Raw genomic sequence first — 26,791 nt, 5'->3', positions numbered from 1 at the left:
CACCTGCGAAACGGTTTGCCGGACTATTTAACGCCTCGGCCAGGGCCATGCCTAGAACGTTTGTGCAGTCATCAGCCGAACAGGCCGGCGGCGATGTTGATCGAGAACCCGAGAATCGCGGTGTTGAACACAAAACCGATCAACGACTGCGCGAGCACGATCTTGCGCATGTCCCGCGTGGCCACGCCGACATCCGAGGTTTGCACCGCCACGCCGATGGTGAACGAGAAGTACAGGAAGTCCCAGTAGTTGGGGGTCGTCAGCCCTTCGGCAAAACGCAGCGCCGGCTCCTTGCCGTCCCAGATGTAATAAAGCCGGGCGTAATGCAGGCTGAAGATGACCCCGATCAGTAGCCATGAACCGATCACGGTCAGGGCGGTGAAGCCGTAATGCAAAAGCTTGCGCGTGGTTTCCAGGTCTTTGCTGCCGGCCAGTTCGAAGGTGATCGTCGCCAGGCTGGCCAGCGCCGCAATGCACACCAGCGCCAGCACCAGCCCGGCGTTTTCGTCTTCGATTTCGGCAATGCGTTTCACATCAGGCGCTTTCGAACGCACGGTGAGCCAGAGCATCAGCAGCAGGTAGATCCAGACGCCGGCATTCCAGCCGAAGAGGATCTTGCTGATGGGCGAATCCGATGGAACCAGAATGCCCACCGCGATGCCCAGGAGGATGGCGGCGGACAGGCGAGGGTGGGTGCGGGTGAGGAAGGACATGGAGGCTCGATGGGTTGGGGCTTTGCAAACACCTTAGCCCAGGTGAACACAATCTTGAAACCACAGAGGTCTCCTTGTAGGAGTGAGCCTGCTCGCGATAGCTGTGTGTCAGTCGACGATGATGTTGACTGATAGTCCGCCATCGCGAGCAGGCTCGCTCCTACAGAGGTTATTGTTTTGTCAGGTGTTTTTGTGGCGTTTGCGCACCAGCTTCATCACCACCACAAAGAACACCGGCACGAACACCACGGCCAGCGTCGCCGTGATCATCCCGCCGATCACCCCGGTGCCGATGGCCTGTTGGCTCGCCGAACTGGCGCCGGTCGCGATCGCCAGCGGCACCACGCCAAGGATGAACGCCAGGGAGGTCATGACAATCGGCCGCAACCGCAGGCGTGCCGCTTGCAGGGTGGCGTCGATCAGGTCGTGGCCTTCGTCGTACAGGCTCTTGGCGAACTCGATGATCAGGATCGCGTTCTTCGCCGACAGGCCGATGATGGTGATCAGCCCGACCTTGAAGAACACGTCGTTGGGCATTCCGCGCAAGGTCACGGCCAGCACCGCACCGAGCACGCCCAGCGGTACCACCAGCAGCACCGAGGTCGGAATGGACCAGCTCTCGTACAACGCCGCGAGGCACAGGAACACGATCAACAGCGACAGCCCCAGCAGGATCGGCGCCTGGCTGCCGGACAAACGTTCCTGCAGCGACAACCCGGTCCATTCCTGGCCCAGGCCCGCCGGACCTTGTGCCACCAGCCGTTCGATCTCGGCCATGGCCTCACCGGTGCTATGGCCCGGGGTCGGTTCACCGGAAATACTGATCGCCGGGTAGCCGTTGTAGCGGGTCAACTGCGCCGGGCCCTGGGTCCACTTGGCCTGCACGAAGGCTGACAAGGGCACCATTTTTCCGTGGGTGTTGCGTACGTGGATCTTCAGCAGGTCTTCCACCTGGCTGCGCTGGTCGCCCTCGGCCTGCACCACCACGCGCTGCATCCGCCCCTGATTGGGGAAGTCGTTGATGTAGGCCGAGCCCACGGCCGTGGACAGCACGTTGCCGACGTCGGCGAAGGACACTCCCAGCGCGTTGGCCTGCTTGCGGTCGACCACCAGTTGCACCTGCGGCGCTTCGGCCAGGGCGCTTTCACGCACGTTCATCAGGATCGGGCTTTTTTGCGCCGCCGCGAGTAATTCGGTGCGGGCTTCCATCAAGTTTTCATGGCCGAGACCGCCGCGATCCTGCAGGCGAAACTCGAATCCGCTGGACGTACCCAGGCCATCCACGGGCGGCGGCAGCACGGCAAACGTCACCGCGTCCTTGATCTGGCTGAGGGCGACGTTGGCCCTGTCGGCAATCGAAGCCGCCGAATCGTCGCTGCCTCGCTCGGACCAGTCTTTTAGCGTGCTGAACGCCAGCGCCGCATTCTGCCCGCTGCCGGAAAAGCTGAAACCCAGAATCACCACGCTGTCGCGAATGCCCGGCTCGCCGGCGTTGTGCGCTTCAACCTGCTCGGCCACCTGCACCGTGCGATTCTTGCTCGCACCCGGCGGCAACTGGATGTCGGTGATGGTGTAACCCTGGTCTTCTACCGGCAGGAACGAGGAGGGCAAGCGACTGAAAGCCAGGCCCAGACCGATCAGCAGCACGCCGTAGATCAGCAGGTAGCGCCCGGTGCGTTTCAACGCGTAGGCGACCCAGCCCTGATAACGGTCGGTCAGTTGTTCGAAGCGACGGTTGAACCAGCCGAAGAACCCGGTCTTTTCATGGTGCTCGCCTTTGGCAATCGGCTTGAGCAACGTCGCGCACAGGGCGGGGGTCAAGGTCAGGGCAAGGAAGGCCGAGAACAGGATCGAGGTGGCCATCGATAGCGAGAACTGCTGGTAGATCACCCCGACCGAGCCCTGCATGAACGCCATCGGAATGAACACCGCGACCAGCACCAGGGTGATGCCGATGATGGCCCCGGTGATCTGCTGCATGGCTTTACGCGTGGCTTCCTTGGGCGACAGGCCCTCGGTGGCCATGATCCGCTCGACGTTCTCCACCACCACGATGGCGTCGTCCACCAGAATGCCGATGGCCAGCACCATGCCGAACATGGTCAGCACGTTGATCGAAAACCCTAGCACCAGCATCGTCGCAAAGGTGCCCATCAGCGCCACCGGCACCACCAGGGTCGGAATCAGCGTGTAGCGGATGTTTTGCAGGAACAGGAACATCACCGCGAACACCAACAGCATGGCCTCGCCGAGGGTGTAGACCACCTTGGTGATCGAGACCTTGACGAAAGGCGAGGTGTCGTACGGGATCGAGTACTCGACGTTCGCCGGGAAGTAGCGCTTGAGTTCGTCCATCTTCGCCCGCACCAGGGTCGCGGTGTTCAGCGCGTTGGCACCGGGCGACAGTTGCACGGCGACGGCGGTGGACGGCTTGCCGTTCAGGCGCGTGGAAAACTGGTATTCCTGGCTGCCGATCTCGACCCGCGCCACATCGCTGATGCGCACGGTCGAGCCGTCCGGATTGGCCTTGAGGACGATGTCGGCAAACTCTTCGGGGGTCGAGAGCTGACCCTTGACCAGAATGGTCGCGGTGATTTCCTGGGTGGTGCGGGTCGGCAGATCGCCGATGCTGCCCGCCGACACCTGGGCGTTTTGCGCGACGATGGCGGTGTTGACGTCCGCCGGCGTCAGGTTGAAGGCCAGCAGTTTCTGCGGGTCGATCCAGATCCGCATCGCCCGTTCGGCGCCGTACAGTTGCGCCTTGCCGACGCCGTCCAGGCGCTTGACCTCATTCATTACGTTGCGCGCCAGGTAATCGCTGAGCGCCACGTCGTCGAGTTTGCCGTCGCTGGAGGTCAGGGTGATCAACAGCAGGAAACCGGAGGAGACTTTCTCCACCTGCAAACCTTGCTGGATGACCGCTTGCGGCAGGCGTGACTCCACGGCTTTGAGGCGGTTCTGCACATCCACCTGGGCCAGTTCCGGGTTGGTGCCCGGCTGGAAAGTGGCCTTGATGGTGGCGCTGCCCAGGCTGCTCTGTGATTCGAAATACAACAGGTGATCGGCGCCGTTGAGCTCTTCCTCGATCAGGCTGACCACGCTCTCGTCCACGGTTTGCGCCGAAGCGCCCGGGTACACGGCGTAGATTTCGATTTGTGGCGGCGCAACATCCGGGTATTGCGCCACCGGCAGTTGCGGAATAGCCAGCGCACCGGCCAGCAGGATGAACAGGGCAACCACCCAGGCGAACACCGGGCGGTCGATAAAGAACTGCGGCATAAAGAAGCGTCCTGCTTACTGACCAGTCGCCTGGGCAAGTGGAAGAGGGGTGTCGTCGATTTGCACTTTCTCGCCGGGACGGGCGTGCTGCAGGCCCTCGATGACGATACGGTCGCCTGCTTTCAGGCCGCCGGTGACGATCCAGCGGTCGTTCTGCACCGCGCCCAGTTCGACCGGTTGTTGCCCGACCCGCTGTTCGGCGTCGAGCAGCAGCACCTGGGCGATGCCGGCGCTGTCGCGCTGGATGGCCCGTTGCGGCACGCTGATACCCTGCTGGTTGACCGCTTGTTCCAGGCGTACGCGCACGAAACTGCCGGGCAGCAAGTCGAGGTCGGGGTTGGGGAACTCGCTGCGCAGGATGATCTGGCCGGTGCCCGGATCGACGGTGATGTCGCTGAACAGCATCTTGCCCGGCAGCGGGTAGAGGCTGCCGTCATCCTGAATCAGCGTGGCCTTGGCCTGGTCCTGGCCGACCTGCTGCAACTGGCCGGAACGGAAGGCGCGGCGAAGTTCGTTGAGTTCGCGGGTGGACTGGGTCAGGTCGGCATGAATCGGGTTCAGTTGCTGAATCAGCGCCAGCGGCGTGGTTTCGTTCTGCCCGACCAGTGCGCCTTCGGTGACCAGCGCGCGACCGATACGCCCGGAAATCGGCGCGGTGACGGTGGCGTAACCGAGGTTCAACCGGGCGCGTTCCACCGCGGCCTTGTTGCCGGCGACGTCGGCAGCCGTCTGCCGGGCGTTGGCCCGGGCGTTGTCGTAGTCCTGGCCGCTGACGGCCTTGTCGTCGATCAACCGGGCGTAGCGCTGTTCCTGCAATCTGGCCTGGAACGCGTTGGCTTCGGCCTTGCGCAACGCCGCTTCGGCACTGTCCAAGTCAGCCTTGAACGGCGCAGGGTCGATGCGGAACAATACATCGCCCTGTTTCACGTCACTGCCTTCGCGGAAGGTGCGCTGCAAGACCACGCCAGCCACGCGGGCACGCACTTCGGCCATGCGCGGTGCGGCAATCCGCCCGCTCAGTTCGCTGCTGATGGTCAGTGGCCGCGCTTCGATGGTCTCGATGCGAACCGTGGCCAGCGGCGCCTGTTCCTCGGCGTTCGAGGACTTGTCACACGCGCCCAGTGTCAACGCCAGTGCAATCAGACTGAGCCTGGCAAGCAGATTCTTCGACATGTAATACCCCAATAAAGACCCCCAGCATCCTACTGGGCGAAGGCGAGGGTAGCGGTGAAGCTTTGTTGGTGCTGTGTGAAATTGTGTAAGGGTTTTACTCAGATGGGCGTGAGGGCTATATCCTTCAGTTCTTGAATTCAATTGCGCCAGATAGATTGCTATCGCGAGCAGGCTCGCGATGGCGGCGTATCTGGCGCCACAGCTCTTTCTGGAAACACCCCATGCCCAACATCCTCCTGGTCGAAGACGACACCGCCCTCGCCGAACTGATTGCCAGCTACCTGGAACGCAACGGTTATTCCGTCAGCGTGATCGGTCGCGGTGACCATGTGCGCGAACGTGCGCGGCTCAATCCGCCGGACCTGGTGATCCTCGACCTGATGCTGCCCGGCCTCGACGGCCTGCAAGTCTGTCGCCTGCTGCGTGCCGATTCGGCGACCTTGCCGATCCTGATGCTTACCGCCCGCGACGACAGCCACGACCAGGTCCTGGGCCTGGAAATGGGAGCCGACGACTACGTCACCAAACCCTGCGAGCCGCGGGTGCTGCTGGCCCGGGTGCGGACCTTGCTGCGCCGTAGCAGCCTCAGCGAGCCGCAGACCGCCAACGACCGCATTCTGATGGGCAACCTGTGCATCGATTTGTCCGAACGCACCGTGACCTGGCGCGAGCAATTGGTGGAGTTGTCCAGCGGTGAGTACAACCTGCTGGTGGTGCTGGCCCGGCATGCCGGCGAAGTGTTGAGCCGCGACCAGATCCTGCAACGCCTGCGCGGCATCGAATTCAACGGCACCGACCGTTCGGTGGACGTGGCGATTTCCAAGCTGCGACGCAAGTTCGACGACCACGCAGGAGAGGCGCGCAAGATCAAGACCGTGTGGGGCAAGGGTTACCTGTTCAGCCGTTCCGAGTGGGAATGCTGAGCCGATGTTCAGAATCCTCTTCCGTTTGTACCTGGTGACCATCGTCTCGTTCAGCGCCGCGATTTACCTGGTGCCGGACCTGGTGGTCAAGGTGTTCCACGAGCGCTTTGTCACCTACAACCTCGATTACTCGCGAGGGCTGCAAACGCTGATCGTCAAGCAGTTCCACGGGGTCCCGGCCGAACAGTGGCCGACCCTGGCCGCTGAAATGGACAAGGACTTCTCTCCTCTGCACATCGTGCTCAGCAGCAATGACGACAGCAGCCTGACGCCTGATGAACAGCAGCGCTTGCGCCGCGGCGAGAACGTCGTGCGCGTGGGGGACTGGGGCTGGCGCACGCTGGCGGTCGCGCCGCTGAATGAGCGCACCGTGGTGCAAATGGTCGTGCCACCGGACCCGCTGGACGTCAACCTGTTGTACTGGAGCATCAACGTCCTGATCGGCGCGACCATGCTCGCGTGCCTGCTGCTGTGGCTGCGTCCGCACTGGCGTGATCTGGAGCGCCTCAAGGGCGCGGCCGAACGCTTTGGCAAGGGCCACTTGGGCGAGCGCACGCAAATCTCCCCGAGTTCCAACATCGGCAGCCTGGCCAGTGTGTTCGACACCATGGCCGGCGATATCGAGAACCTGCTCAACCAGCAGCGGGACTTGCTCAATGCGGTGTCCCACGAATTGCGCACACCGCTGACGCGCCTGGATTTCGGCCTGGCGCTGGCCCTGTCCGACGACTTGCCGGCGGCCAGCCGCGAGCGCCTGCAAAGCCTGGTGGCGCACATTCGTGAACTCGATGAATTGGTGCTGGAGCTGCTGTCCTACAGCCGCCTGCAAAACCCGGCGCGGCTGCCGGATCAGGTCGAAGTGTCGCTGGATGAATTCATCGACAGCATTCTCGGCAGCGTCGACGAAGAACAGGAATCCCCGGAAATCGTCATCGACGTGCTGCTCCACGGCCAGTTCGAACGCTTCAGCCTGGACCCGCGCCTGACCGCCCGCGCCTTGCAAAACCTGCTGCGCAACGCCATGCGCTACTGCGAGAAACGTATTCAGATCGGTGTGCAGGTCTATGCCAGCGGCTGTGAAATCTGGGTCGACGATGACGGCATCGGCATTCCGGACGACGAGCGCGAGCGGATCTTCGAACCCTTCTACCGCCTCGACCGCAGCCGCGACCGCGCCACGGGTGGTTTCGGCCTGGGACTGGCGATCAGCCGCCGCGCACTGGAGGCCCAGGGCGGCACGCTGACGGTGGAAGCCTCGCCGCTGGGCGGAGCGCGGTTTCGCTTGTGGTTGCCGGCTTCGGTTTGACTGGCGCTCGGGATAGCGCTGCTCACGCGCTCAACCGCCCGCGCAACAGCTTCGCCATCTCCTCCAGATCCGCCATCGGCTGATGCCCGATCAGCATCCAGGCGTGTTCCATGTCAGCCCAATACACGATGTTCAGCTCGCGCCGCTGTTCCCGGGCGAAATGGCGGCTGCCGCTGTTGGAGCGGGTGACGCACAGCGCCATGGGGCCGTGCACCGGATCGAGGTAGGTAATCTGGGCGATGGGTGCACCGTCGTACTCGAGGATTTGCGCACGCTTGAACTCGGCACGGGGCAGGCTCAGTTTTGCCGGCGCGAGATCGAGGCCCAGGCGCGCATCGATGGTGTGCAGTTGTGCCCGTTGGGCGGCTTCATCGGCGGGCAAGTGATCCAGGGTTTCTGGCACGTAGAGCGCCATGTAATCGGCCACCAGGCCGCGCCAGTTGTGTGTCTGCTGACTCGCTTGCCAGCCGAGGAACAAACGGTCCGCCAGCACGCCGCCGGCCAGCAGCCCGGCCGCGGCGGCCAGGAACCAGCGCCGATTGAGCCCGGGGCGGGCGGGTGAGGGCATTGTGGCGAGCATGGCTTGCAGGCGATCCACCGGCGCCTGTCGGGCGAGCTCATCGTAGGCGTCCTTGAACGGCAGGCTGCTGCGATCCAGCCACTGCAGGCGAAGGCCGAGCATCGGGTCGGCACTGACGGCCGCGTCGATGCGCGCGCGCTGCTCGGTATCGAGTTGGTTGTCGAGGTAAGCCACCAGTTGTTCGTCCGAGGGTATCGTGTTCATCAATGTTCTCCTCGGTTAGGGGTGGGCACCGTGTGCAACGGTGGGTATTCGGCCAGTTTTGCCCGAGCGGCGGCCAGGCGGCTCATGACCGTGCCGATGGGCACTTGCAAGACGTCAGCGACTTCTCGGTAGGACAAGCCTTCGACGTAGGCGAGAAACACTGTTTCGCGCTGGGTCTCGGGCAACGCATCGACGCGACGGATGACCTGCGCCGCCAACACGTGGGTCTGGGCCACGGATTCACCATCGAACGACAAGGCCTGATCGGCGTCTACCTGGCCCTGACCTTGGCGCACCCGTCGGGCGCGGACTTCGTTGAGCCAGATCGAATGCAGAATGCTCAGCAGCCAGCGGTCCATGCGCGTTCCCGGCACGTATTGCCCGGCCCGTTCCAGCGCCCGCACGCAAGTAGCTTGCACCAGGTCATCGGCGACATGCCGTTGCCGGGACAGCAGCAGGCCGTAGCGCCATAAACGCGCCAGATGCTGGTTCAGTTCCGTTCGTATTGCCTGATCGCTGGCGATGGCGACCTCCGTCCGCTCGGGTTGTCAGGTTTTCGATGAACCGTTGATGGCTTCGGCCAGATCCTGGTACTCCTCGCATTGAGTACTGCCGCAGATGGATTTGATCTGCTGTAGTTGCTCCTGCGCAAGATCCAGCCGGCCTTTGATCACATAGGCCTCGCCGAGGTATTCGCGGACCTGCGCGTACTGCGGGTCGAGTTTCACTGATTGCAGGTAATAGCCGATGCCTTCGTCGGTACGTCCCAGTTTACGCGTGGCGTAGCCGCGATAGTTCAACGCTTTTGCCGTATTTGGCTGTTTCAGCGTGTCGAGCAGGGCCAGGGCTTCTTCATAACGCTCGGCCTTGGCCAGTTGATAGGCATAGTTGGTGCGGTCTTCGTCCGGCACCAGGTTGCTGGTCTGCTTGACGCACCGATGCGATCTGGTATCCAGCACCTGACCTTTCGGGCAGTTGGGCCTGGTGGGCATGTCGTCACCGCCGCCACCACCGTTGGCCAGGGCGAGGGAGCCGGACAACCCGACGGCCAGCAACAGGGGGGGCATCAGAACAGCAAAGCGAATATTCATGGGCATTGCTCCACAGGTTCATGGGTTTCGGATCAGGTTGCGCCCCGCCAGACGCAGCGCATGGTTGATGTGATGAGAACACCGCAGCATGAACAATTATTCGTTACGCGTGGTGTTTTCAAGGAAAGCACATAGCGCAGCGTTGTGTGCGCTGAAGATCCCTGTGGGAGCGAGCTTGCTCCCACATTGGAGTATCAACCCAGCAAACGAATCGGAGCACCCGCCGACCAGGCCACCACATCCCGCGCCACATCCTGCCAATCATCTAGCACTGCAATCTGCACTGGCATCAGCCTTTCCTCTTCAACGCACTGGGTTGGTCTTTTTCAGCCAGGCGAGCAGGGCCTGGTGGAATTGTGCCGCTTCTTCCATCTGTGGTGCGTGGCCCATGCCGGGGAATTCGACCAGCGTGGACTGGGGAATCATCTTGGCACTTGTTTGCCGTGGGCGGCGACGTCCGTGTAACCCATTTGCAGGGATTGGCCCTGGGATTCAAAGGCGAAGTGCTTGAGGGTGTAGGGGGAGTCAAAACCTTGCAACTCGGGGCCGTATTCCGGTCCTTCGGCGTGGGCAATGACGGGCAGGGTGGCGGTCAGTAAAAGGCTGGGCAACCAGCGGGAGAAGGGGCGCGACATGGGAGAGCTCCATGGAAAATCCGCCGATGCTGGATCGATTCGATTGGGGCGGCATTAAACACAGGCAATCGCCACCCTTGATGGTTCAACCCATCCAGCCCAAAGTCGCCACGGCCAGCACGCCGTAGCGGGCACCTTTGGCCAGGGTGACGATCAGCAGGAAGCGCCCCAGCGGCTCGCGCATGACCCCGGCGACCAGCGTCAGCGGATCGCCGATCACCGGCAGCCAACTGAGCAGCAATGACCAGTGGCCGTAGCGTTGGTAATGCAGCCGGGCTCTTTCCAGGTGTCGGGGACTCACCGGAAACCAGCGTCGGTCGCGGAATCGCTCGATGCTGCGTCCCAGCCACCAGTTAAGCAGCGACCCCAGAACGTTGCCGAAGGTTGCCACGGCCAGCAGTGCCCAGAGCCAATAGCGATCGCTGAGGAGCAATCCGACCAGCACCGCTTCGGATTGCAACGGCAGCAGCGTGGCAGCACCGAATGCCGCGAAAAACAGCCCGAAGTACGCGCCGGACATCAATGGGCGGGATAGTCCGCAACCACCACGTCAGTGCCGTCCTTTTTCAGGCCGATGACCTGATAGGCATCGCTCATGCCGTCCATTTCCATGCCGGGCGAACCCATGGGCATGCCGGGGGCCGCGACGCCCAGCAGATCGTCGCGCTTGCTCGAGGCCAGGACCTGGTCGGCCGGGACATGACCTTCGACGAATTTGCCGTTGATCAACGCGGTGTGGCACGACGCCAGGCGAGGCGGCACGCCGTGCTGCTGCTTGAACTCGCTCATGTTGGCTTCGACGTGGTCTTCGACCTTGAAGCCATTGGCCTCCAGGTGGGTGATCCATTTTTTGCAGCAACCACAATTGGCGTCGCGATGAACCTCGATCGGAATGAGGTCGGCGGCCTGGGCCAGGGAGGACAAGAACAGGGCACTCAGGGCGATCAGACGCAGAGGGTTTCGCATGGGATTCGTCTCGGCTAACGGGCAAAAAAACGCATTCTGACCATTTTTATGGATCAGGCATTCAAGGAGTGTTTCGAAGTGCTACAAGGAGCCGCCGCTTGATGATGGTAGATCAACGCTGACAGGCAGATGAGGGGCACATTACAAAATCGTCAGGATAGGCTTGATGGGGGAGGCGGCCCGTTGCGCTTATCGAACGGGCCGGCAACCCTTAGCGGTCGAGCAGTTTCATGACTTCTTCCGGATAACGCAGGCCAGCGGTGGCATTTGCCGGAAAGATCGCTTCCAGCGCGTGCAGTTCTTCGGCGCTCAGCGCTACATCCAGAGCAGCCACGTTTTCTTCGAGGTACTTGCGTTGCTTGGTGCCCGGAATCGGAATCAGGTAGTCACCCTGGGCCAGCACCCACGCCAGTGCCAGTTGGCCCGCCGTCACGCCTTTTTCTGCCGCCAGCGCTTGTATCTGTTGCACCAGCAGCAGGTTTTTCGCGAAGTTCTCGCCCTGGAAACGCGGGCTGAAGCGGCGGTAATCGTCGGCCGCGAAATCATCCGGGTTTTTCAATGCGCCGGTCAGAAACCCTCGGCCCAACGGGCTGTAAGGCACAAATGCGACGCCCAGGCGCTGGCAGGCCGCCAGACAACCGTTTTCTTCCTGATCGCGACTCCACAGTGAATACTCACTTTGCAACGCACTGATCGGATGAACCTTGTGCGCCCGTTCCAGGGTCGCCGCCGAGGCCTCGCTCAATCCCAGATAACGCACCTTGCCGGCACTGACCAGTTCGGCCATGGCGCCGACGGTTTCTTCGATGGCCACCTGCGGGTCGATTCGGTGCTGGTAATACAGGTCGAGAGTGTCCACGCCCAGGCGCTTCAAGCTACCGTCGATGGACTGGCGAATGTATTCCGGCCGACCGTTGACGCCACGGGCGGTGGGGTTGGCCGGGTCGCGGACGATCCCGAACTTGCTGGCCAGGAACACCTGATCGCGCTTGCCGGCAATGGCTTTGCCGATCAGTTCTTCATTGGAGTGCGGGCCGTACATGTCGGCGGTATCGAGCAGGTTGACGCCCAGTTCCAGCGCGCGATGCAAGGTGGCCGTGGCCTCCCGGGTGTCGGTGCCGGTGGTGTAGAAATCGGTCATGCCCATGCAGCCCAGGCCGATGGCCGACACCTGTGGACCGTTTTTTCCCAATTGACGTGTGTGCATGAAATCAGCTCCCTGTGAAGTGAATCGCCATTGTTCGCCTCGACAGAAACAAGATAAACCGGCTAAAACGGCTATCACTATTCGTTAAATCTAAATAGTCAGCCGGTGGAGCCAGCAATGGACCGTTTCAACGCCATGCGCGTCTTTACCCGAATCGTCGAGTTGGGCGGCTTTGCCAAGGCCGCCGACAGCCTGCAATTGCCCCGGGCCTCGGTCACCATCCTGATCAAGCAACTGGAGGCGCACCTTGGGGTGCAACTGCTGCAACGCACCACGCGGCAGATCAGCCTGACGCTCGACGGCGCGGCCTATTACCCGCGTTGCGTGCGCTTGCTGGCGGACCTGGAAGAGACCGAAGCGGTGTTCAGTGCCGCGCGCCACAATCCCAAGGGGTTGTTGCGCGTGGACATGCCGGCGGGCGTGGGGCGCCTGATTGTGATTCCGGCACTCCCGCAATTCACCGCCCGCTATCCCTTGATCGAGCTGGAAATCGGCCTGAATGACCGGCCGGTGGACCTGATTCGCGAAGGTGTCGATTGTGTCTTGCGCGGTGGTTCACCGCTGGACGATTCGCTGGTGGCGCGGCCGCTGGTGGTGTTGGATCAGGTGACCTGTGCCAGCCCCGACTACCTGCAGCGGCACGCTGCGCCCCATACGCTCGATGACCTGCGCGGGCACCAGATGGTCGAGTACGTCTCCAGCAGCAGCGGAAAACGCTATGGACTGGAGTTTGTTGTCGGTGGACAAGTGCAGTCGGTCGACTTGCCCAAGCAGGTGGCGGTCAACAGTGCCGATGGCTATCTGGCGGCGTGCGAGGCCGGATATGGCCTGGTGCAGATGCCGTACTATCACGTAGCGCGGCAACTGGAGGAGGGGCGTTTGTGTGAAGTGTTGAGGGAAGTGCCGCCACCGGGCATGCCGATGACGGCGCTTTATCCGCCGCACCGCCAGTTATCCCGGCGGGTGCGTGTGTTTGTCGATTGGCTGGTGGAACTGTGTGCCCAGCCCGGCAATGACTTTTACCGCAAGGATTCAGGGCATTGAGTGGTTGTTAACGATGCTGGTAGTAACCCGGTCCGCCATGGTTGTCATAGTGATCGTGGTGCCAGCCCCCGTGGGGGAAAACAATGCATCCGCTCAGGGTCAGGATGGCAAACAGGGGAATCAGCAGAGTGATTCGACGCAACATTTGAAAGTCCTCATGGTTATCGCCGCAATGAAGCTAAAACTCTTCATCGGCTGTAACATGAGACCCCGCTTGTAGCCGCTTATCCCCGAAACAGGGTAAGCGCTTGGCATGCGCGTCGATACAAACCGGATACATTTTCAGATTCAGGAACCCGCAATGACTCAGTCGCAACGTTTGAAATACTCGATTCTGATCTCCCTGGTGGTGCTGGGGATCATGTTTGGCCTTTCCTGGTTGCAGAACACCGGCGTCATCAGCGAAAAAATGTTCCAGTACATCGCCATTGGTGTGGCGGTGATCGTGGTGGTCATCAATGGCGTGATGCGCCGCAAGGTCAAGCCCTGATCATTCGATCATCGGTTGCGCAGGATGGCAGCAGCCTGTGGATGCAGGCTGTAGCTTTTGTCGGGGTTGAGGACAATCACGCCTTCGCTGCACAAGCGTTTTAGCACTTCACGCACGCTGAGAAAGGACAGGGGAATATCCAGCTCCAGCAATTGGCTGTGCACGCCGCGCACGCCAAGGCTGCGGTCGTTTTCGGCGGCCGTCAGCAGGGCGTCGATGACTTTCAGGCGGATCAGACTGGTTCGAAGGCCAAAACTTTTGAGCAGGATCCGGATCCGCTCGTTGCCGTGGCGATCGGTACGCGGCTCGAATACACCGACTCCCAAGGAAGTACCCTTTGGCGCATTGCTACCGTCCGTTGGCAGTTGCGAGTTGTACATTGCAAAACTCCTTTCAGAGCCTGATCAGGAAAAAAATGGGCGCTCTTACAGGACTAGACGTATGAGCCGCCCGAATCATGAAGGCTCGAATGTAGAAAATTTGTCGCCATCGCGTGATCAACCTGTCAGACCATGGGTCGTTGCACAGTAATTTCCTAAATTTTTGTGGTGAGCTTCGTCCCTACAGGGAGGCCTGGTGCGCGTGGGTATGCGCAGCCGTGGCCATCGATTTTTCGATCAGGAGCGAGCGTGATTATTTCCAGCCAGTTAACCAGGTTGAGCCTGGCGGGTGTGACTCTGGGGTTGAGCCTCGGGCTGAACCTTGCGGCGAGCGCGAGCGGTACGCCTGCGCAAACGAGCGCGGACATCCGCAGAACCGGTTTCGGCCTGCCGCACATCCGCGCCGACAACGAACGCGGGCTCGGCTACGGCATCGGCTATGCCTACGCCCAGGACAACCTGTGCCTGCTGGCCAACGAGATCACCACGGTGAATGGCGAACGTTCGCGGTATTTCGGGCCGGATCAGTTCACCGTTGAGGAGCGTGAGAACCTGGTTAGCGATGTGTTTTTCACCTGGCTGAACACCCCGCAAGCTGTCGCCGGTTTCTGGCAGGCCCAGACCCCGCCAGTGCGTGAGCTGATTGAAGGCTATGTGGCGGGGTACAACCGCTCCTTGAGCGAACGCCGCGCCCAGGGTTTACCGCCGCAGTGCCAGGGCGATTGGGTGCGCGACATCACCACGTCGGATCTGGTCAAGCTGACCCGGCGCCTGTTGGTCGAAGGTGGTGTCGGCCAGTTTGCCGAAGCCCTGGCCGGTGCCACGCCACCCAAAGCCGTTGCCCAGGCGTCAAGTGCACAGGCAGCGTTCCAGGTGGCAGCCACGCGGATGCAGCGCTTTGCCCTGGACCGGGGCAGCAACGCCGTCGCGGTCGGCAGCGAGCGTTCCTTCAACGGACGCGGTATGTTGCTGGCCAACCCGCACTTTCCGTGGGTGGGCGGCATGCGTTTTTATCAGATGCACCTGACCATTCCCGGCAAACTGGACGTGATGGGTGCGGCGTTGCCCGGCCTGCCGCTGATCAACATCGGTTTCAATCAACATCTGGCCTGGACCCACACCGTGGATTCGTCCAGGCATTTCACGCTGTATCGCCTGCAACTGGACCCCAAGGATCCGACCCGTTACCTGCTCGACGGCCAGTCCTTGCCGCTGGACAAGCAGACCGTGACCGTTAACGTCAGGCAGGCGGACGGGCAGGTCCGGGCGATTTCCCACGAGGTCTACAGCTCGAAGTTCGGTCCGGTGGTGCAATGGCCGGGAAGACTGGATTGGGATCATCAATACGCCTATAGCCTGCGTGACGCCAATCTGGATAACGACCGCGTTCTGCAGCAGTGGTACGCGATGAACCGTGCTGAAAACCTCAAGGATTTCCAGGCCTCGGTGCACAGGATCCAGGGCATTCCGTGGGTCAACACGCTGGCGGCGGACGATCAGGGGCAGACGCTGTACATGAACCTCTCGGTGGTGCCCAACGTCAGCGTCGACAAGCTGGCGCAATGCAGCGATCCGCGGGTTGGCTTGCAGATGATCATTCTCGACGGTTCCAACAGCGCCTGTGCCTGGGGCATCGACCCGCAGGCGCCACAACAGGGTATCTATGCGGCGGACAAGTTGCCGCAATTGCTGCGCAAGGATTTTGTCCAGCATTCCAACGACTCGGCATGGATGGCCAACCCGGCGCAACCGCTGACCGGCTATTCTCCGTTGATCAGTCAGGACAGCCAGCCATTGGGGTTGCGTTCACGTTTTGCCCTGGATCGTTTGAGTATGTTGACCAAGGCCGGCAAGGTCGGGGCTGCGGACTTGCAACGCATGGTGATGGACGATCAGGTTTATCAGGCGGATCAAGTGATGCCGGACCTGCTGCAATTTTGCGCGACGGATTTCGGTGCCGATGCAAAAACACTTGCGCCACTGTGCGCCAGCCTCAAGGCCTGGGACCGCAACGCGAACCTGGGCAGCGGTCTGGGTTTTGTGCACTTCCAGAATGTCATGGAGGCATTGGAGTCAGTGCCGGAGGTATGGCGCGTGGCATTCGATCCGCAGGATCCGCAACATACTCCACGTGGACTCGCTGTCGATCACCCGCAAGTGGCGAAGGCGCTGCGGGCAGCGATGCTGGGTTCAGTTGAACAGGTCAAGGCATCAGGACTGAAACCCGATAGCCGTTGGGGCGATATCCAGGTGGCCAGCAGCGGCGGACAACAGACGCCGATCCATGGCGGGCCGGGTGCGCTGGGGATCTACAACGCCATCCAGAGCGTGCCGCGCAGCGATGGCAAGCGTGAAGTGGTCAGCGGCACGAGTTACCTGCAAGTGGTGACCTTCGACGAAAACGGACCGCAGGCCAAAGGGCTGCTGGCGTTCTCGTTGTCCAGCGACCCGACCTCGAAGTATTCACGGGATCAAACGCAGGCCTTTTCCAGGAAGCAATGGAGCGTGCTGCCTTTCACCGAGCAACAGATCCTGTCCGATCCGGCCTATCAGGTGCAGACGATCCGTCAGCAGGATGCCAAGGTGGCCGCGCAGTAAGGGACTGGAGTTTTGCATGAACGCTGAAGGCCGCACCCCGCAGGGGTGGCGGCCTTTTCAGCTTTTCGGGGAGGTTTGCGGAATCGCGTTGACCACCAGATTGCCGTTCTGGTTACGGGTCAGGTAGACCGGCAGGACCCGCGGCAAGGACTTCACCAGGCCGTTGATCTCTTTGATGTTGTAGATGCCGCCGATATGGATCGAGCCGGTGCTGTTGTCAGCGACCATCAAAGGTTTGTCCAGGTAGCGATTGATCAAGGGCAGCGCATCGCTCAGGGCCAGATCGTCGAGCACCAGCTTGCCCTGGCGCCAGGCCAGCGAGCTGTCATTGTCATAGGTCTGGCTGATGCGGGGGGTGAAGTCGCCGTGGCGATAACTGGCCTGCATCGCCGGGTCAAGGCGCAAACCGTCGCCGGGCAGGTTGGCGTTGCTGCTGACCAGTACGGAACCCTCGATCAGGTTGACCTTGACCTGGTCTTCATACATCCAGACGTTGAATTGGGTGCCGGTCACGCGAATACGGCCTTCGGCGGCCTTGACCACGAAGGGGTGGCGGGTGTCATGGCTGACCCTGAAGAAGGCTTCGCCTTTTTTCAGCGTGACTTGCCGCTGATCCTTGTAGTTGCTGTACGTCAGCTCGCTGCCCAGGTTCAGTTCCACCTGACTGCCGTCTTTCAAGGTGACCGTTCGAACATTGTCGGTCGCTTCGAAATGCTGGTACGCGTTCGGTACCCAGCCCAGGTGCCAGCCGCCATAACCGGCCAAAGGCAGTGCCAGGGCACATATCGCCGCGGCAATAGCCAGGCGTCGCCACGGGTTTTCGGCTTGAGTGCGAACCAGCGGCACGACAGGTTCGGGACGGGGCAGGTCGCCAGCGACATCCCAGATCTCCAGCATTGCCTCGTACTCGAAGGCATGGAGCGGATGCGCGTTACGCCATTGCGCGAACGCCTGGCGCTCTTGCTCGGTGCAGTCACTGGCGTGCAGACGCATGCACCAATGCGCAGCGGCATCGGTGATGGCGTCGTATTCGGCTTCCGAAAGCGTGTGATCGGTCATTGGCCCTTCCTGGTTTCCTGCATTCTAACCTTGGGGGAAGTCTGCGAGAACATCAGTCATGGCATTTAACCATCAATGTGTAATTTTTTTTCAACGCCTCGCCTCTGGAACACCTGCTATCGAGTAGCAGTATCCACAGGGGTGCGTGAAAAAAAGATCAAATCAAACACTGCTGTAGCGCGCAGATCCGGGGATCTGCGCGTTATTACGCCGGGATCAGGGTTTAGGGGGCGTAGCGACCGGTATCGGGTCCAGTTGCCGGCCCATTTCGCAGATCAAGAAAGCGATCGAGTCGGCATTGTGCAAAATGACGTCGATGCGCTGCTTCGAATCCTTCGCGCTTAAAAAAGCGTCTCGTGCCTCATCCATGGTCTGGCTGCCCGTCAGCTTCAGGATAGTCTCACCAACGTGATAAGAACCCGGTATCGAATCCAGGCTGATCCAGGATTGCAGTCCGCTGTTCCAGCGTGCGAACAGTTCCTCCTCTGGGGTATCCATCGACAAGGCTTCTCGCTGGAAGTCCAGCTGAGACTGTTTCTTTTCTGCGTCCTTGGCGGTGACCGACGCTACCAAATCGCTGAATGGCAACCTGGCCTCAAGGTATGCAATGTCCACTGCCCCGGAAAACAAATGAGCGAACTCGTGTATCAAGGTCGCGGCCTGGCCGTGGCCGTCGAGATCGAAGGGCTGTGTCAGGCGGGATTTGTACCAGTCGAGTTGTTGATCGAAGAATTTTTCCGTGAAGTGCACATTGCGCTGTAGATCCTTCTGCACGACAAACGCAACGAGGTTGTCCTTCGAGTTCCGGTTTGAACCGACGATAAAGCGTTGCGAATTCATCCAGTCTTCGTCGGGATCGACCAGCGCGTTGCAGATAGGGACGATGGCCTGCCTGATTTTCTCGATCAGGGCGTTGTTGACCTGGTCAACATCAAAGAACTGTTTGAGGAAGGTATCGAGCCGTGTGCCCGGGGCGAGTTTCCTGAGTTGCACCAGGTTGTGCAGACTGTTGAACGCGTAATAGCGAGCCATGTCGATGGCCTGCACGATCATGCGGGCCTTATCGGGATGTTTGGCCCGGATTTCGTCCATCCCCCGGGCCTCGATATTCAGTACCTCCCTGGCAACATAGGAATTGACATCCTGATTGCGCATTTTCGAGACGACTTTCCCGAAGTGAACGGTGTGGAAATCCGGGTCGATGACCAGTTGGTTGTCAGGAGCAGTGTGTAACACGGGGCCTTCTTGCGTGCCTTTGACCATTTGCCAGACCGCGCCGGCCTTGCTCACGCCGTACACCTTGCCGGCAATGGCGGCGAAGGCTTTCTGGCTGCCCGGTTCCAGATAGGTGCCGTCACTGCTGTTTTTCGCCAGGTCCTTGAGTTCAACCGTGGTTTCGAACGGTTGCAGCCGGGTACGCATTGCTGCTGTCGACAGAATCTTCGACCAGGGTTGCGCGATCACGGGGGTGACAACCGATGGAGCAACGGCTTCGCCGGTTGCCTGGGCGCTTTCGGCCCATCCCTCAAGCGACAACCGGCCCAATGACAGGATTTGTGCCGCGCCGGCAACAAAATCGCGCAACGCGGTTGTCCAGTGATGGTCCTGCAGGGCTTCGGCTGAGTTCAGGGCGTCCTTGTAGGCCTTCCAAAGAAACTGTACATACGCGAGTTTGCCCGGCAGCAGGCCCGAAATGCGCTCGATGCCGGAGCCGAAAAGATGTTTGACGGCTTCCCAGTCCGACTGAGCGGTAGCGTTTGCCTGGCTGCCGAGCATCTTCACCAACAGTCTGGTGTTGTCATGGAACAAATGGGTGAGCAGGTTGCCACCGATGGGGTTGGACGCGAGGGTGATTTCGCTCGACTGGCCGACAGTGGACTCGAACAGGTTGCGAAACGCCGTTTGCTCACTGTCCGGCAGGCGACGTAGCAACATGTCTTGCAATGGCCCCGGTGTGTTGAGCGCCGCGACAACGCTGGCCTCGTTGCCGAACTCAATGAACGGTGAACCAGCGGGGTGGTAAGGGGCAAAAAGGATTTGCGGGCCTGACTTGCCCGAGCCTGGGCCAATCAGGTAAAGGCCCAGCGCTTTGACGGTAGCGGCACCGCTGGTTTTGATCAGTTGCAGTGGCCGGGCAATTGCGTGTGCGCCTTCTACAGTCGCCCGGGCGATGGCGTCCGGCATGTCCAGCACTTGCCGAAGCAAATCGAAGCCACTATCGGACAGCCGCTGTTGCAGTTTGAGTTCGTGGGCGTGTTGCAGCAGTTGCCAGGGCAATTGTTTGACGAAGCGCAGGATCCGTTTTTCAAAGTCCGCCGCTTGATTCGACAAGTTGTCGGTGACGTTTTTGGCATAGTTCTGCGTAATGTCCAGTGACAGCAGCAGTTGGCGGACAGCCGCCTGGTCCAGCCCCTCGGGCAGGGCTTGGGTGGTTGCCGACCTGACCTTGAACCCGGTGCCTTGCGCAATGTTGACGTGGTGCAAGGCGAACTCGGTGAGGCTCCGGGCGGGGCCGACCAGGGTCAGGTCCGGGGTGATTTCAATATTGTCAGGATCCAGCGCTGTTGCGGGGAAGCGGATGCGAAGCAACGACGTCAACGTTTCATGCACGTACGACTTGAGGGGGGTGATCCCGTGTAAATAGTCTTTGTCCTCAACAACGCTGTTGCGGTATTGCTCCAGCAGTTCAAGGTGCAGTCGCTGCTCTTGCAGCGGAGCCATTCCCAGCCAGGCGGGCAGGGACTGCTGCTGGCTGATCGCCCGGGCAATAGACGAGGCTCTTCGCAGGTTGGTGTTGAGCACCGCTGTGGTCAGGTCTTCAAGGGCTTTTTTCTGCTTTGTGTCGCTCAGGTCGAACGTGCGTACGTGTTCACAGCGAGCCAGGAAGTGCTCGATGGACGATTGCGCGACCCGTTCCAACACAGACCCTTCAATCAGCCGCAACGGTCCGAGTGAGTAGCGTTGGTGAAAGACGCGCTGGGCCGGGGTAAGGTTTTCCAGCAACGCCAGGCGTAGTTGCGGTTCGAGCAGGCGACGGTTCAGTTCCAGCCTTGCATGAGTGACGGTGTCAAAGACTTCCAGGCCCTCGGCGGGTGTCCACAGGATCGTCCGGCCGGAATGGGAGGGATCGAGTCCGCCACGCTCGGTCAGCAGCAGACAATGGGCCAACGGCAGGACATCCTCCTGGCCGGAGCGCTCCAGCGTCAACGAGTAGGCATCGGGTCGAAAGCCCTTGAGTGACAGGCGGTTTTGCCGGTTGGGCAGGTCCGGGTTGAAGACCGTTTCGACAATGGCCCGATCCGCATCCCGCAGTGTCGCGCCGAGCACCCGCAGGCTGGCCTCGCCACGCAGGCCAACGGACAGTGCATGGGCCAGGTGGGGTTTGATGTTTTGCAGATAGTCCTGTTGCAGGGCCAGAGTAGCAAACGGTTGTGCTGCAAAGTCTGCGTTGATCAGTGTTTCTATGTCGCTGAAGGTCTTGACGAAAGCGGCCGCCGTATCGGCCAGTACCATGGAGGGATGCTGATCGCCGGATAACACGGGGCGCGTGCTCCAGCGTCCGTCGGTAGCCTGCGTCAGCAGTCGCTCGCTGATCATCGAGCGGATATCCAGCGCTTTGTCGAACAGGGCGTGGATGTCTACGACGCCGTCACTGTGACGGAACACTTGCAGGGCGTAATCCATGTTCTGCAGCTGCTTGCCGATGATCCCGTCGAAGAGCCTGGGGAAGATCGCGCCGGAAATCACTTCGCCGGTCACATTCGGCCGGTCAAAACCAATGAAACGCTGGCGCTCCTCCAGACTCAGCAGGCCATAGAGTTCATCCTCGTGACCGGCCGCGCTGAACTTGCTCAGCACCGTATCGCGCAAGTCCTGATAGTCCTCGAGCACCTGCAGGCCTGCGGTGGGCGTGTAGAGAAACGCATTGCCGGCGCTGACCATCAGTGAGCCGGCCAACTCCACATAGTTGGCCTGGTACTCCCACAGGCGCACGGTTTCGACCGTCATTGATTCGTTCGTCCGGCTGGCCGTCGAGATCAACGCGTGCAAATCCTGGCTCTGCTCAGGGGTGATGATCCCGGCTTCGCGCTTGAGCAGCAGTTGCACTCGCGCCTGATCGGCGATGGCCTTGCCGAAGAACTGGCGACGCGATGCACCATCGGCGCTCGCCGCATCCCAGAAACCTTCGAGCTGCCCGATCAGCAGGCTGATCAGGTGACGTGAGATCGTCGTGACGGCGGCCTCCCAAAGTGGCTGGTCGGTTTTTGCCGGGGACTTTTTCGAATGGGAAAACTCAGGGGAAGACCCGGCTGGCCAACGCTGATGGCGATAGTGCAGGAGGACGGCCTCACTCAGGGACAGGGAGTTGGCCCAGCGTCGCGCCGGATGGCTTTCGTCAGCGTTCTCTGGCGTTGTTGCCTGGTAGAAGTTCACTTGGGTCTGGCGCTGATCCAGGCCGGGGAAAGCCGCTGCCAGCTGTTCATTGAGCAATGCGTCGAGCAGCGATGTCAGGGACGGCAGCGCTTTCAACTCGTCGAGCAGGGCCTGGTCGTTGAGTTGCTGATGGGTGGAGAGGGTATTGCGCTGTTCTTCGAACACGTCGCCATCGATGGTTTGAAAGTTCAGTTCGATGTCGGCGGCGTCCACCACTGCCTTGCGTTGAGACAGCGCCATGAAGGCCAGCAGGTCGCTGTCTTCGCTGGCCGCCTTGAGTTGCGTCAGCAGTTGTTCGGTCAGGTCCGTTCGGTTGGCGAACTTTTTTATTCCGGCGTACGGGGTGTAGAAAATCAAGCCATTGTCATCGGGCGTCGCGGTCAGCACAAAACTGCCGGCCAGCGCCATGGGTTCCAGGCCCGGGATTTTCAGCAGGATTTTCTTCGCCAGCATGGGCGGCGTCTGCTCATCGCGCAGTGCCTGGGTGGCCAGTTCGATATGGCTGAACCATTCGAAGTCCCTTTGCGTCAGCCCGTGGGTTTGGCCAAGTTCTCTCCAGAGGCCGCGCGACGTCAGCGCCTCGGGGAAGAACAACGGAGTTACTGGTGTAGACATCGTCGAGTCTCGTTCAAGGGGCCACTCAAAGGCGCCTGTGGATTGAGCATCGAGACTAAAAGCCGGTGCGTTGACGCGGGTGGTAAATAGTTAACGCACGGGGCGGGGGTATTCGTGACAGGGATATATCTCATTGCCCTGAGCGAAAGGTTGACAGGTCGCACGCCGCGCGTTGTTAATCGGCGGGTCTTTGTACGCTGTTGTTCCCTCCAATAATTAGTCTGGAGCTTCAGATGTCTGCGCCACACGATCACGCCTCTACCGCAGTTTCGCCACACCTGTCACTCGAAGCGCTGAGCGCTTTGCTGGAGAAGATTTTTCTGCGTCATGGCACGTCGGCCGAGGTTGCCCGGGTGCTGGCGCAAAACTGCGCCGGTGCCGAGCGCGACGGCGCGCACAGTCACGGGGTATTCCGCATTCCAGGTTATGTTTCGACGCTGCAAAGCGGCTGGGTCAATGGCCAGGCCGTTCCGGTGGTCGAAGATGTGGCTTCTGGGTTTGTGCGGGTCGACGCCAACAACGGTTTTGCGCAGCCGGCCCTGGCGGCGGCACGCGAACTACTGGTGCAGAAGGCCCGAAGTGCCGGCATCGCGGTGCTGGCGATCCGTAACTCGCACCATTTCGCGGCCTTGTGGCCGGATGTCGAACCCTTCGCCGATGAAGGCCTCGTGGCATTGAGCGTGGTCAACAGCATGACCTGCGTGGTGCCCCACGGTGCCGACCGGCCGCTGTTCGGCACCAACCCGATTGCCTTCGCTGCGCCGCGGGCCGATGGCTCGCCGATTGTCTTCGACCTGGCCACCAGCGCCATTGCCCACGGCGATGTGCAAATTGCCGCCCGCGAGGGTGAGCGCTTGCCGGAAGGGATGGGCGTGGACAGCCTCGGCCAGCCGACCACGGACCCGAAGGCGATTCTTGAGGGCGGCGCGTTGCTGCCTTTCGGCGGGCACAAGGGCTCGGCGTTGTCGATGATGGTCGAGTTGCTCGCGGCGGCACTGACCGGCGGCAATTTTTCCTTCGAGTTCGACTGGAAGAACCACCCTGGCGCCAAGACACCCTGGACTGGCCAATTGCTTATCGTGATCGATCCGGCCAAAGCGGCGGGGCAGAGTTTTGCCGAGCGCAGCCAGGAACTGGTGCGGCAAATGCACGGTGTCGGCCTGAAGCGTTTGCCGGGTGATCGGCGTCATCATCAGCGCGCGAAGTCGCTGGCCAATGGCATTGAACTGGATGGGCGGACACTGGCGAACTTGCGGGAGCTGGCGGGGCTCTGATCTTGCAGGAGCGCGCAAGCTCGCTCCTGCAAGGTTTGCGGTGTTTGATCGGAATGCTTAGCGACGCCCCAACAACAACCCCACCACCAGGCCAAACCCGGCTGAAATCGCCACGGTTTGCCATGGATGCCCGCCGATATAGGTTTCAGTAGCCTCGACCGCGGGCAGGGTGCGGTCGCGTACGCTGCTCACCGAATTCCTGGCCTGCTGGAGTTTCAGGGCGATTTGTCCGCGAAGGGTCTCCGCTTCTTCCCCGACCAGTGAGGCACTGCTTTTCAGCAGTTTTTCCGACTCTTCGATCAGCGATTGAAGCTCGCTGAACGCTTGATCCTTGATTTGATCTTCGGCGGCTTGCAGGGTGGTTTTGCGGGCCATTGAAGTACTCCTTGCAGGTAAGTGGACAGTGAACAATGGAGTTTGCCGTTGTTGGAAAAGTTGCAGCTATTTTGCCCGGGGAGGTCATCTTCCTGAAAAACCGGCGCAGGACCTTTCGTCCTACAGTGTAAGATGTCGCCTATTTTACGCAGCAGGAAATTCCCATGAGCTTCAATCTGGCCGACAAACCCCTCGCCGAGCGCGCTGCGCTTGAAGACGAGAAATCCCGTCTGTTCGAACTCTGGCAAAACAACCTGGGCAAAGCCAAGGGTGAGGCCGCGCGGTTGTTTGGCGAACGGGCCAAGCGCAAAGGCAAGTGGGCCGAATGGGTGCGCGCCGAACTGGACGGCATGTCGCCCCCTGAATACGCCAACATGGTGCGCAGTGAAGTCAATCGCCTGATGGCGGCCAACAAGTAACATCGGCTGTCAGGCGAAGCTCGCGACAATCGCCTCGCGCACTTTCAATAGCACCGGGTCGAGCTGGGTGCTGGTACGCCAGCCCAGTTCGATCGGGTAGCGCGGCAAGGCCAGGGGGCAGGGCAGCAGCGCCAGCCCGCTGAGTGTTGCGATGCTTTGGGCGGCATGGGCCGGAATGGTCGCCACCGCCCGGCTGCCTTTGAGCAAATGCGGCAACGCGGCAAAATGCGTGGTCGAGGCGCACACTCGCCGACTGAGCCCCAGCGCCGCCAATCCTTCATCGGTAATCCCGATAAAACCGCCGGACGACACCAGAATGTGTTCGCGGGCCACAAACTCCTCGAGACCGATGCTCTGCTGGCCCTCGACCAAGCTCGACGGGTCCGCCAGGCACAGATAACCACCTTCCCCCAGCACCTGACGGCTGAGCAGCCGCTCGGCAAACCCACCCGCGGTAATTGCCAGGTCAATGCTGCGCTCCATCAGCGCCTGGGCGACGATCTGGCTGTGGGTCTGGCGGAAAATCAGCCGCAGTTTAGGCGCGCTACGGGCGATTTCTTCGATCAGCCGCCGGCCGTAGGCAATCTCGAAATCATCCGACATTCCCACGGTGACCGAGCGACCTTCGTACTGTTGCGCAGCCGGGTCGACCATCGCCAGGCTCTGCCGGCATTTGTTCAGGGCATCGCTGACCACCGGTTTGAGCTGGTTGGCCTTGAGCGAGGGGGCCAGGCCGCGCCCTGTGCGTACGAACAACTGATCGCCATACAGCTCGCGCAACCGACGCAAGGCCGCGCTGACGGCCGATTGCGTCACGCCCAGGCGTAGTGCGGCACGGCTGGCGCTGGACTCTTCGTGCAGTGCTTCGAAGACTTTGAGCAGGTTGAGGTCGACGTCGGTGATATTCATTTGGCTCATATCATTCAGCAGTGAATCGGTCTTTATTGATGATTGCCTGACGCCGGAGAATGAGCAACACCTGATGCGAATGGAGTTTCCGAGATGCCCAAATCAATCGTAGCGGCCCTGCAAATCGGCGCCTTGCCCGGTGGCAAGGCTGAAACCCTGGAACAGATCCTGTCCTATGAAAACGCGATCACCGAATCCGGTGCCGGGTTGGTGGTGATGCCGGAAGCGCTGCTGGGCGGTTATCCCAAGGGCGAGGGCTTTGGCACCCAATTGGGCTATCGCCTGCCGCAAGGGCGCGAAGCCTTTGCCCGTTATTTTGCCAATGCCATCGACGTACCTGGTGTGGAAACCGAGGCGCTGGCGGCGCTGTCGGCACGCACCGGAGCGAATCTAGTGATCGGTGTGATCGAGCGCGCCGGCAGCACCTTGTACTGCACTGCGCTGTACTTCGATCCGCAGGCCGGACTGGTGGCCAAACACCGCAAACTGATGCCCACCGGCACCGAACGCCTGATCTGGGGCAAGGGCGATGGCTCGACCTTGCCGGTGATCGACAGCCAGGTCGGGCGCGTCGGTGCGGTGGTGTGCTGGGAAAACATGATGCCGCTGCTGCGCACGGCGATGTACGCCAAGGGCGTGGAGGTGTGGTGCGCGCCGACCGTGGACGAGCGGGAGATGTGGCAAGTCAGCATGCGCCACATCGCCCATGAAGGGCGCTGCTTCGTGGTCAGCGCCTGCCAGGTCCAGGCATCGCCCCAAGCCCTGGGCCTGGACATTGCCAACTGGCCGGCGGAGCGGCCGTTGATTGCTGGCGGCAGTGTGATCGTAGGTCCCATGGGCGACATCCTCGCAGGACCTCTGCGCGACAGCGCTGGGTTGCTCACCGCGCAAATTGACACCGACGACCTGGTACGCGCCCGCTACGACTATGACGTGGTCGGGCACTACGCCCGGCCGGATGTGTTCGAGCTGACCGTGGACGAGCGCGCCAAACCCGGAGTGCGCTTCACCTCCTGATGCCCTGCGGGCTTTGGCCAAAGCAGTCAGGCAACTTGATAACTTTGACCATTGCCCGCTAACCCGCACAGAGCGAGTATTTCCCTGTTGATTACGGTTC

At 61.0% G+C, this 26,791-nt stretch carries 24 protein-coding genes and 1 pseudogene; 8 read left to right on the top strand and 17 right to left on the bottom strand.

Annotated features, from left to right (window positions below):
- Positions 1-71 precede the first annotated feature (71 nt).
- From VC35_RS19875 to VC35_RS19865, 3 genes are all read right to left on the bottom strand, one after another.
- A complete protein-coding gene (locus VC35_RS19875) occupies positions 72-713 on the bottom strand; it encodes a DUF1345 domain-containing protein (RefSeq protein ID WP_046042120.1) in 642 nt (213 codons plus the stop codon).
- Positions 714-893: 180 nt separating this feature from the next.
- Complete coding sequence (locus tag VC35_RS19870; protein WP_046042119.1) at positions 894-3,992, bottom strand: efflux RND transporter permease subunit; 3,099 nt, start codon at positions 3,990-3,992, stop codon at positions 894-896.
- Positions 3,993-4,007: 15 nt separating this feature from the next.
- Complete coding sequence (locus tag VC35_RS19865) at positions 4,008-5,165, bottom strand: efflux RND transporter periplasmic adaptor subunit (RefSeq protein WP_046042118.1); 1,158 nt, start codon at positions 5,163-5,165, stop codon at positions 4,008-4,010.
- Between the two features lie 221 nt (positions 5,166-5,386).
- Here VC35_RS19865 and VC35_RS19860 point away from each other — a divergent pair, with 221 nt between their 5' ends.
- Complete coding sequence (locus VC35_RS19860; RefSeq protein WP_007985461.1) at positions 5,387-6,088, top strand: response regulator; 702 nt, start codon at positions 5,387-5,389, stop codon at positions 6,086-6,088.
- 4 nt (positions 6,089-6,092) lie between these two features.
- Entirely contained in the window at positions 6,093-7,394 is a 1,302-nt protein-coding gene (locus VC35_RS19855) for an ATP-binding protein (RefSeq protein ID WP_046042117.1), read from the top strand.
- 22 nt (positions 7,395-7,416) lie between these two features.
- Here the strand turns inward: VC35_RS19855 and VC35_RS19850 are convergent, their stop codons facing one another.
- The 8 genes and pseudogenes from VC35_RS19850 to VC35_RS19820 all read right to left on the bottom strand — a co-directional run bounded on the left by VC35_RS19850 (position 7,417) and on the right by VC35_RS19820 (position 12,077).
- Complete coding sequence (locus tag VC35_RS19850; RefSeq protein ID WP_046042116.1) at positions 7,417-8,178, bottom strand: anti-sigma factor; 762 nt, start codon at positions 8,176-8,178, stop codon at positions 7,417-7,419.
- Positions 8,178-8,660 (bottom strand): RNA polymerase sigma factor, encoded by a 483-nt coding sequence (locus VC35_RS19845; RefSeq protein ID WP_404942365.1) that lies wholly within the window; start codon positions 8,658-8,660, stop codon positions 8,178-8,180. Before VC35_RS19845 ends, VC35_RS19850 begins: the two co-directional genes overlap by 1 nt.
- A gap of 66 nt (positions 8,661-8,726) precedes the next feature.
- Positions 8,727-9,269, bottom strand: a complete 543-nt coding sequence (locus VC35_RS19840; RefSeq protein WP_046042114.1) for a tetratricopeptide repeat protein — start codon at positions 9,267-9,269, stop codon at positions 8,727-8,729.
- Between the two features lie 303 nt (positions 9,270-9,572).
- Positions 9,573-9,695 (bottom strand): alpha/beta fold hydrolase, encoded by a 123-nt coding sequence (locus VC35_RS30045; protein ID WP_185754816.1) that lies wholly within the window; start codon positions 9,693-9,695, stop codon positions 9,573-9,575.
- Between the two features lie 11 nt (positions 9,696-9,706).
- Positions 9,707-9,904, bottom strand: a pseudogene (locus VC35_RS19835) (alpha/beta fold hydrolase); the annotation flags it as partial.
- Between the two features lie 85 nt (positions 9,905-9,989).
- The gene (locus VC35_RS19830; RefSeq protein WP_046042112.1) at positions 9,990-10,424 is read right to left on the bottom strand and encodes a YqaA family protein; all 435 of its coding nucleotides are present in this window, start codon (positions 10,422-10,424) and stop codon (positions 9,990-9,992) included.
- Positions 10,424-10,870, bottom strand: coding sequence for a DUF411 domain-containing protein (locus VC35_RS19825; protein WP_046042111.1), 447 nt, complete (start codon positions 10,868-10,870; stop codon positions 10,424-10,426). Before VC35_RS19825 ends, VC35_RS19830 begins: the two co-directional genes overlap by 1 nt.
- 211 nt (positions 10,871-11,081) lie before the next feature.
- Positions 11,082-12,077 (bottom strand): aldo/keto reductase, encoded by a 996-nt coding sequence (locus VC35_RS19820; protein WP_046042110.1) that lies wholly within the window; start codon positions 12,075-12,077, stop codon positions 11,082-11,084.
- Positions 12,078-12,194: 117 nt separating this feature from the next.
- On the opposite strand from VC35_RS19820, the gene VC35_RS19815 reads away from it, so the two are divergent.
- On the top strand, positions 12,195-13,121 hold the full coding sequence (locus tag VC35_RS19815; RefSeq protein WP_046042109.1) for a LysR family transcriptional regulator: 927 nt from the start codon (positions 12,195-12,197) through the stop codon (positions 13,119-13,121).
- A gap of 7 nt (positions 13,122-13,128) precedes the next feature.
- Here VC35_RS19815 and VC35_RS29570 read toward each other — a convergent pair whose 3' ends face one another.
- Positions 13,129-13,266 carry a hypothetical protein gene (locus VC35_RS29570; RefSeq protein ID WP_185754815.1) on the bottom strand — a complete coding sequence of 46 codons (138 nt, stop codon included), beginning with the start codon at positions 13,264-13,266 and terminating at the stop codon, positions 13,129-13,131.
- A gap of 156 nt (positions 13,267-13,422) precedes the next feature.
- Here VC35_RS29570 and VC35_RS19805 point away from each other — a divergent pair, with 156 nt between their 5' ends.
- Positions 13,423-13,611 carry a hypothetical protein gene (locus VC35_RS19805; protein WP_007970993.1) on the top strand — a complete coding sequence of 63 codons (189 nt, stop codon included), beginning with the start codon at positions 13,423-13,425 and terminating at the stop codon, positions 13,609-13,611.
- Between the two features lie 8 nt (positions 13,612-13,619).
- On the opposite strand, the gene VC35_RS19800 is transcribed toward VC35_RS19805, so the two are convergent.
- Positions 13,620-13,991, bottom strand: a complete 372-nt coding sequence (locus tag VC35_RS19800; RefSeq protein ID WP_046042107.1) for a fe2+ zn2+ uptake regulation protein — start codon at positions 13,989-13,991, stop codon at positions 13,620-13,622.
- A 249-nt stretch (positions 13,992-14,240) separates the two neighbouring features.
- Between VC35_RS19800 and pvdQ the strand changes: the two genes are divergently transcribed.
- Positions 14,241-16,589: a bifunctional acylase PvdQ gene (gene pvdQ, locus VC35_RS19795; protein WP_046042106.1), complete on the top strand. Its 2,349-nt coding sequence runs from the start codon at positions 14,241-14,243 to the stop codon at positions 16,587-16,589.
- A 57-nt stretch (positions 16,590-16,646) separates the two neighbouring features.
- Here pvdQ and VC35_RS19790 read toward each other — a convergent pair whose 3' ends face one another.
- Together VC35_RS19790 and VC35_RS19785 are read right to left on the bottom strand one after the other, a co-directional pair.
- Positions 16,647-17,648: a FecR family protein gene (locus tag VC35_RS19790; RefSeq protein WP_046042105.1), complete on the bottom strand. Its 1,002-nt coding sequence runs from the start codon at positions 17,646-17,648 to the stop codon at positions 16,647-16,649.
- Between the two features lie 216 nt (positions 17,649-17,864).
- On the bottom strand, positions 17,865-22,697 hold the full coding sequence (locus VC35_RS19785) for a dermonecrotic toxin domain-containing protein (protein WP_046042104.1): 4,833 nt from the start codon (positions 22,695-22,697) through the stop codon (positions 17,865-17,867).
- A 233-nt stretch (positions 22,698-22,930) separates the two neighbouring features.
- Between VC35_RS19785 and VC35_RS19780 the strand changes: the two genes are divergently transcribed.
- Positions 22,931-23,971, top strand: coding sequence for an Ldh family oxidoreductase (locus VC35_RS19780; RefSeq protein ID WP_046042102.1), 1,041 nt, complete (start codon positions 22,931-22,933; stop codon positions 23,969-23,971).
- A gap of 57 nt (positions 23,972-24,028) precedes the next feature.
- Here the strand turns inward: VC35_RS19780 and VC35_RS19775 are convergent, their stop codons facing one another.
- On the bottom strand, positions 24,029-24,346 hold the full coding sequence (locus tag VC35_RS19775) for an ElaB/YgaM/YqjD family protein (RefSeq protein WP_046042101.1): 318 nt from the start codon (positions 24,344-24,346) through the stop codon (positions 24,029-24,031).
- Positions 24,347-24,510: 164 nt separating this feature from the next.
- Here VC35_RS19775 and VC35_RS19770 point away from each other — a divergent pair, with 164 nt between their 5' ends.
- Positions 24,511-24,765 carry a hypothetical protein gene (locus tag VC35_RS19770; RefSeq protein ID WP_007970091.1) on the top strand — a complete coding sequence of 85 codons (255 nt, stop codon included), beginning with the start codon at positions 24,511-24,513 and terminating at the stop codon, positions 24,763-24,765.
- A 9-nt stretch (positions 24,766-24,774) separates the two neighbouring features.
- Here the strand turns inward: VC35_RS19770 and VC35_RS19765 are convergent, their stop codons facing one another.
- Positions 24,775-25,683, bottom strand: a complete 909-nt coding sequence (locus tag VC35_RS19765) for a LysR family transcriptional regulator (RefSeq protein WP_046042100.1) — start codon at positions 25,681-25,683, stop codon at positions 24,775-24,777.
- 84 nt (positions 25,684-25,767) lie between these two features.
- Between VC35_RS19765 and VC35_RS19760 the strand changes: the two genes are divergently transcribed.
- Positions 25,768-26,691, top strand: a complete 924-nt coding sequence (locus tag VC35_RS19760; protein ID WP_046042099.1) for a carbon-nitrogen hydrolase family protein — start codon at positions 25,768-25,770, stop codon at positions 26,689-26,691.
- Positions 26,692-26,791: the final 100 nt, after the last annotated feature.

Origin of the sequence: Pseudomonas fluorescens, assembly GCF_000967965.1 — a bacterium.
Classification (GTDB): domain Bacteria; phylum Pseudomonadota; class Gammaproteobacteria; order Pseudomonadales; family Pseudomonadaceae; genus Aquipseudomonas; species Aquipseudomonas grandcourensis.
The sequence above is the reverse complement of the archived record's forward strand: the minus strand, read 5'-3'. Positions and strand labels throughout refer to the sequence as shown.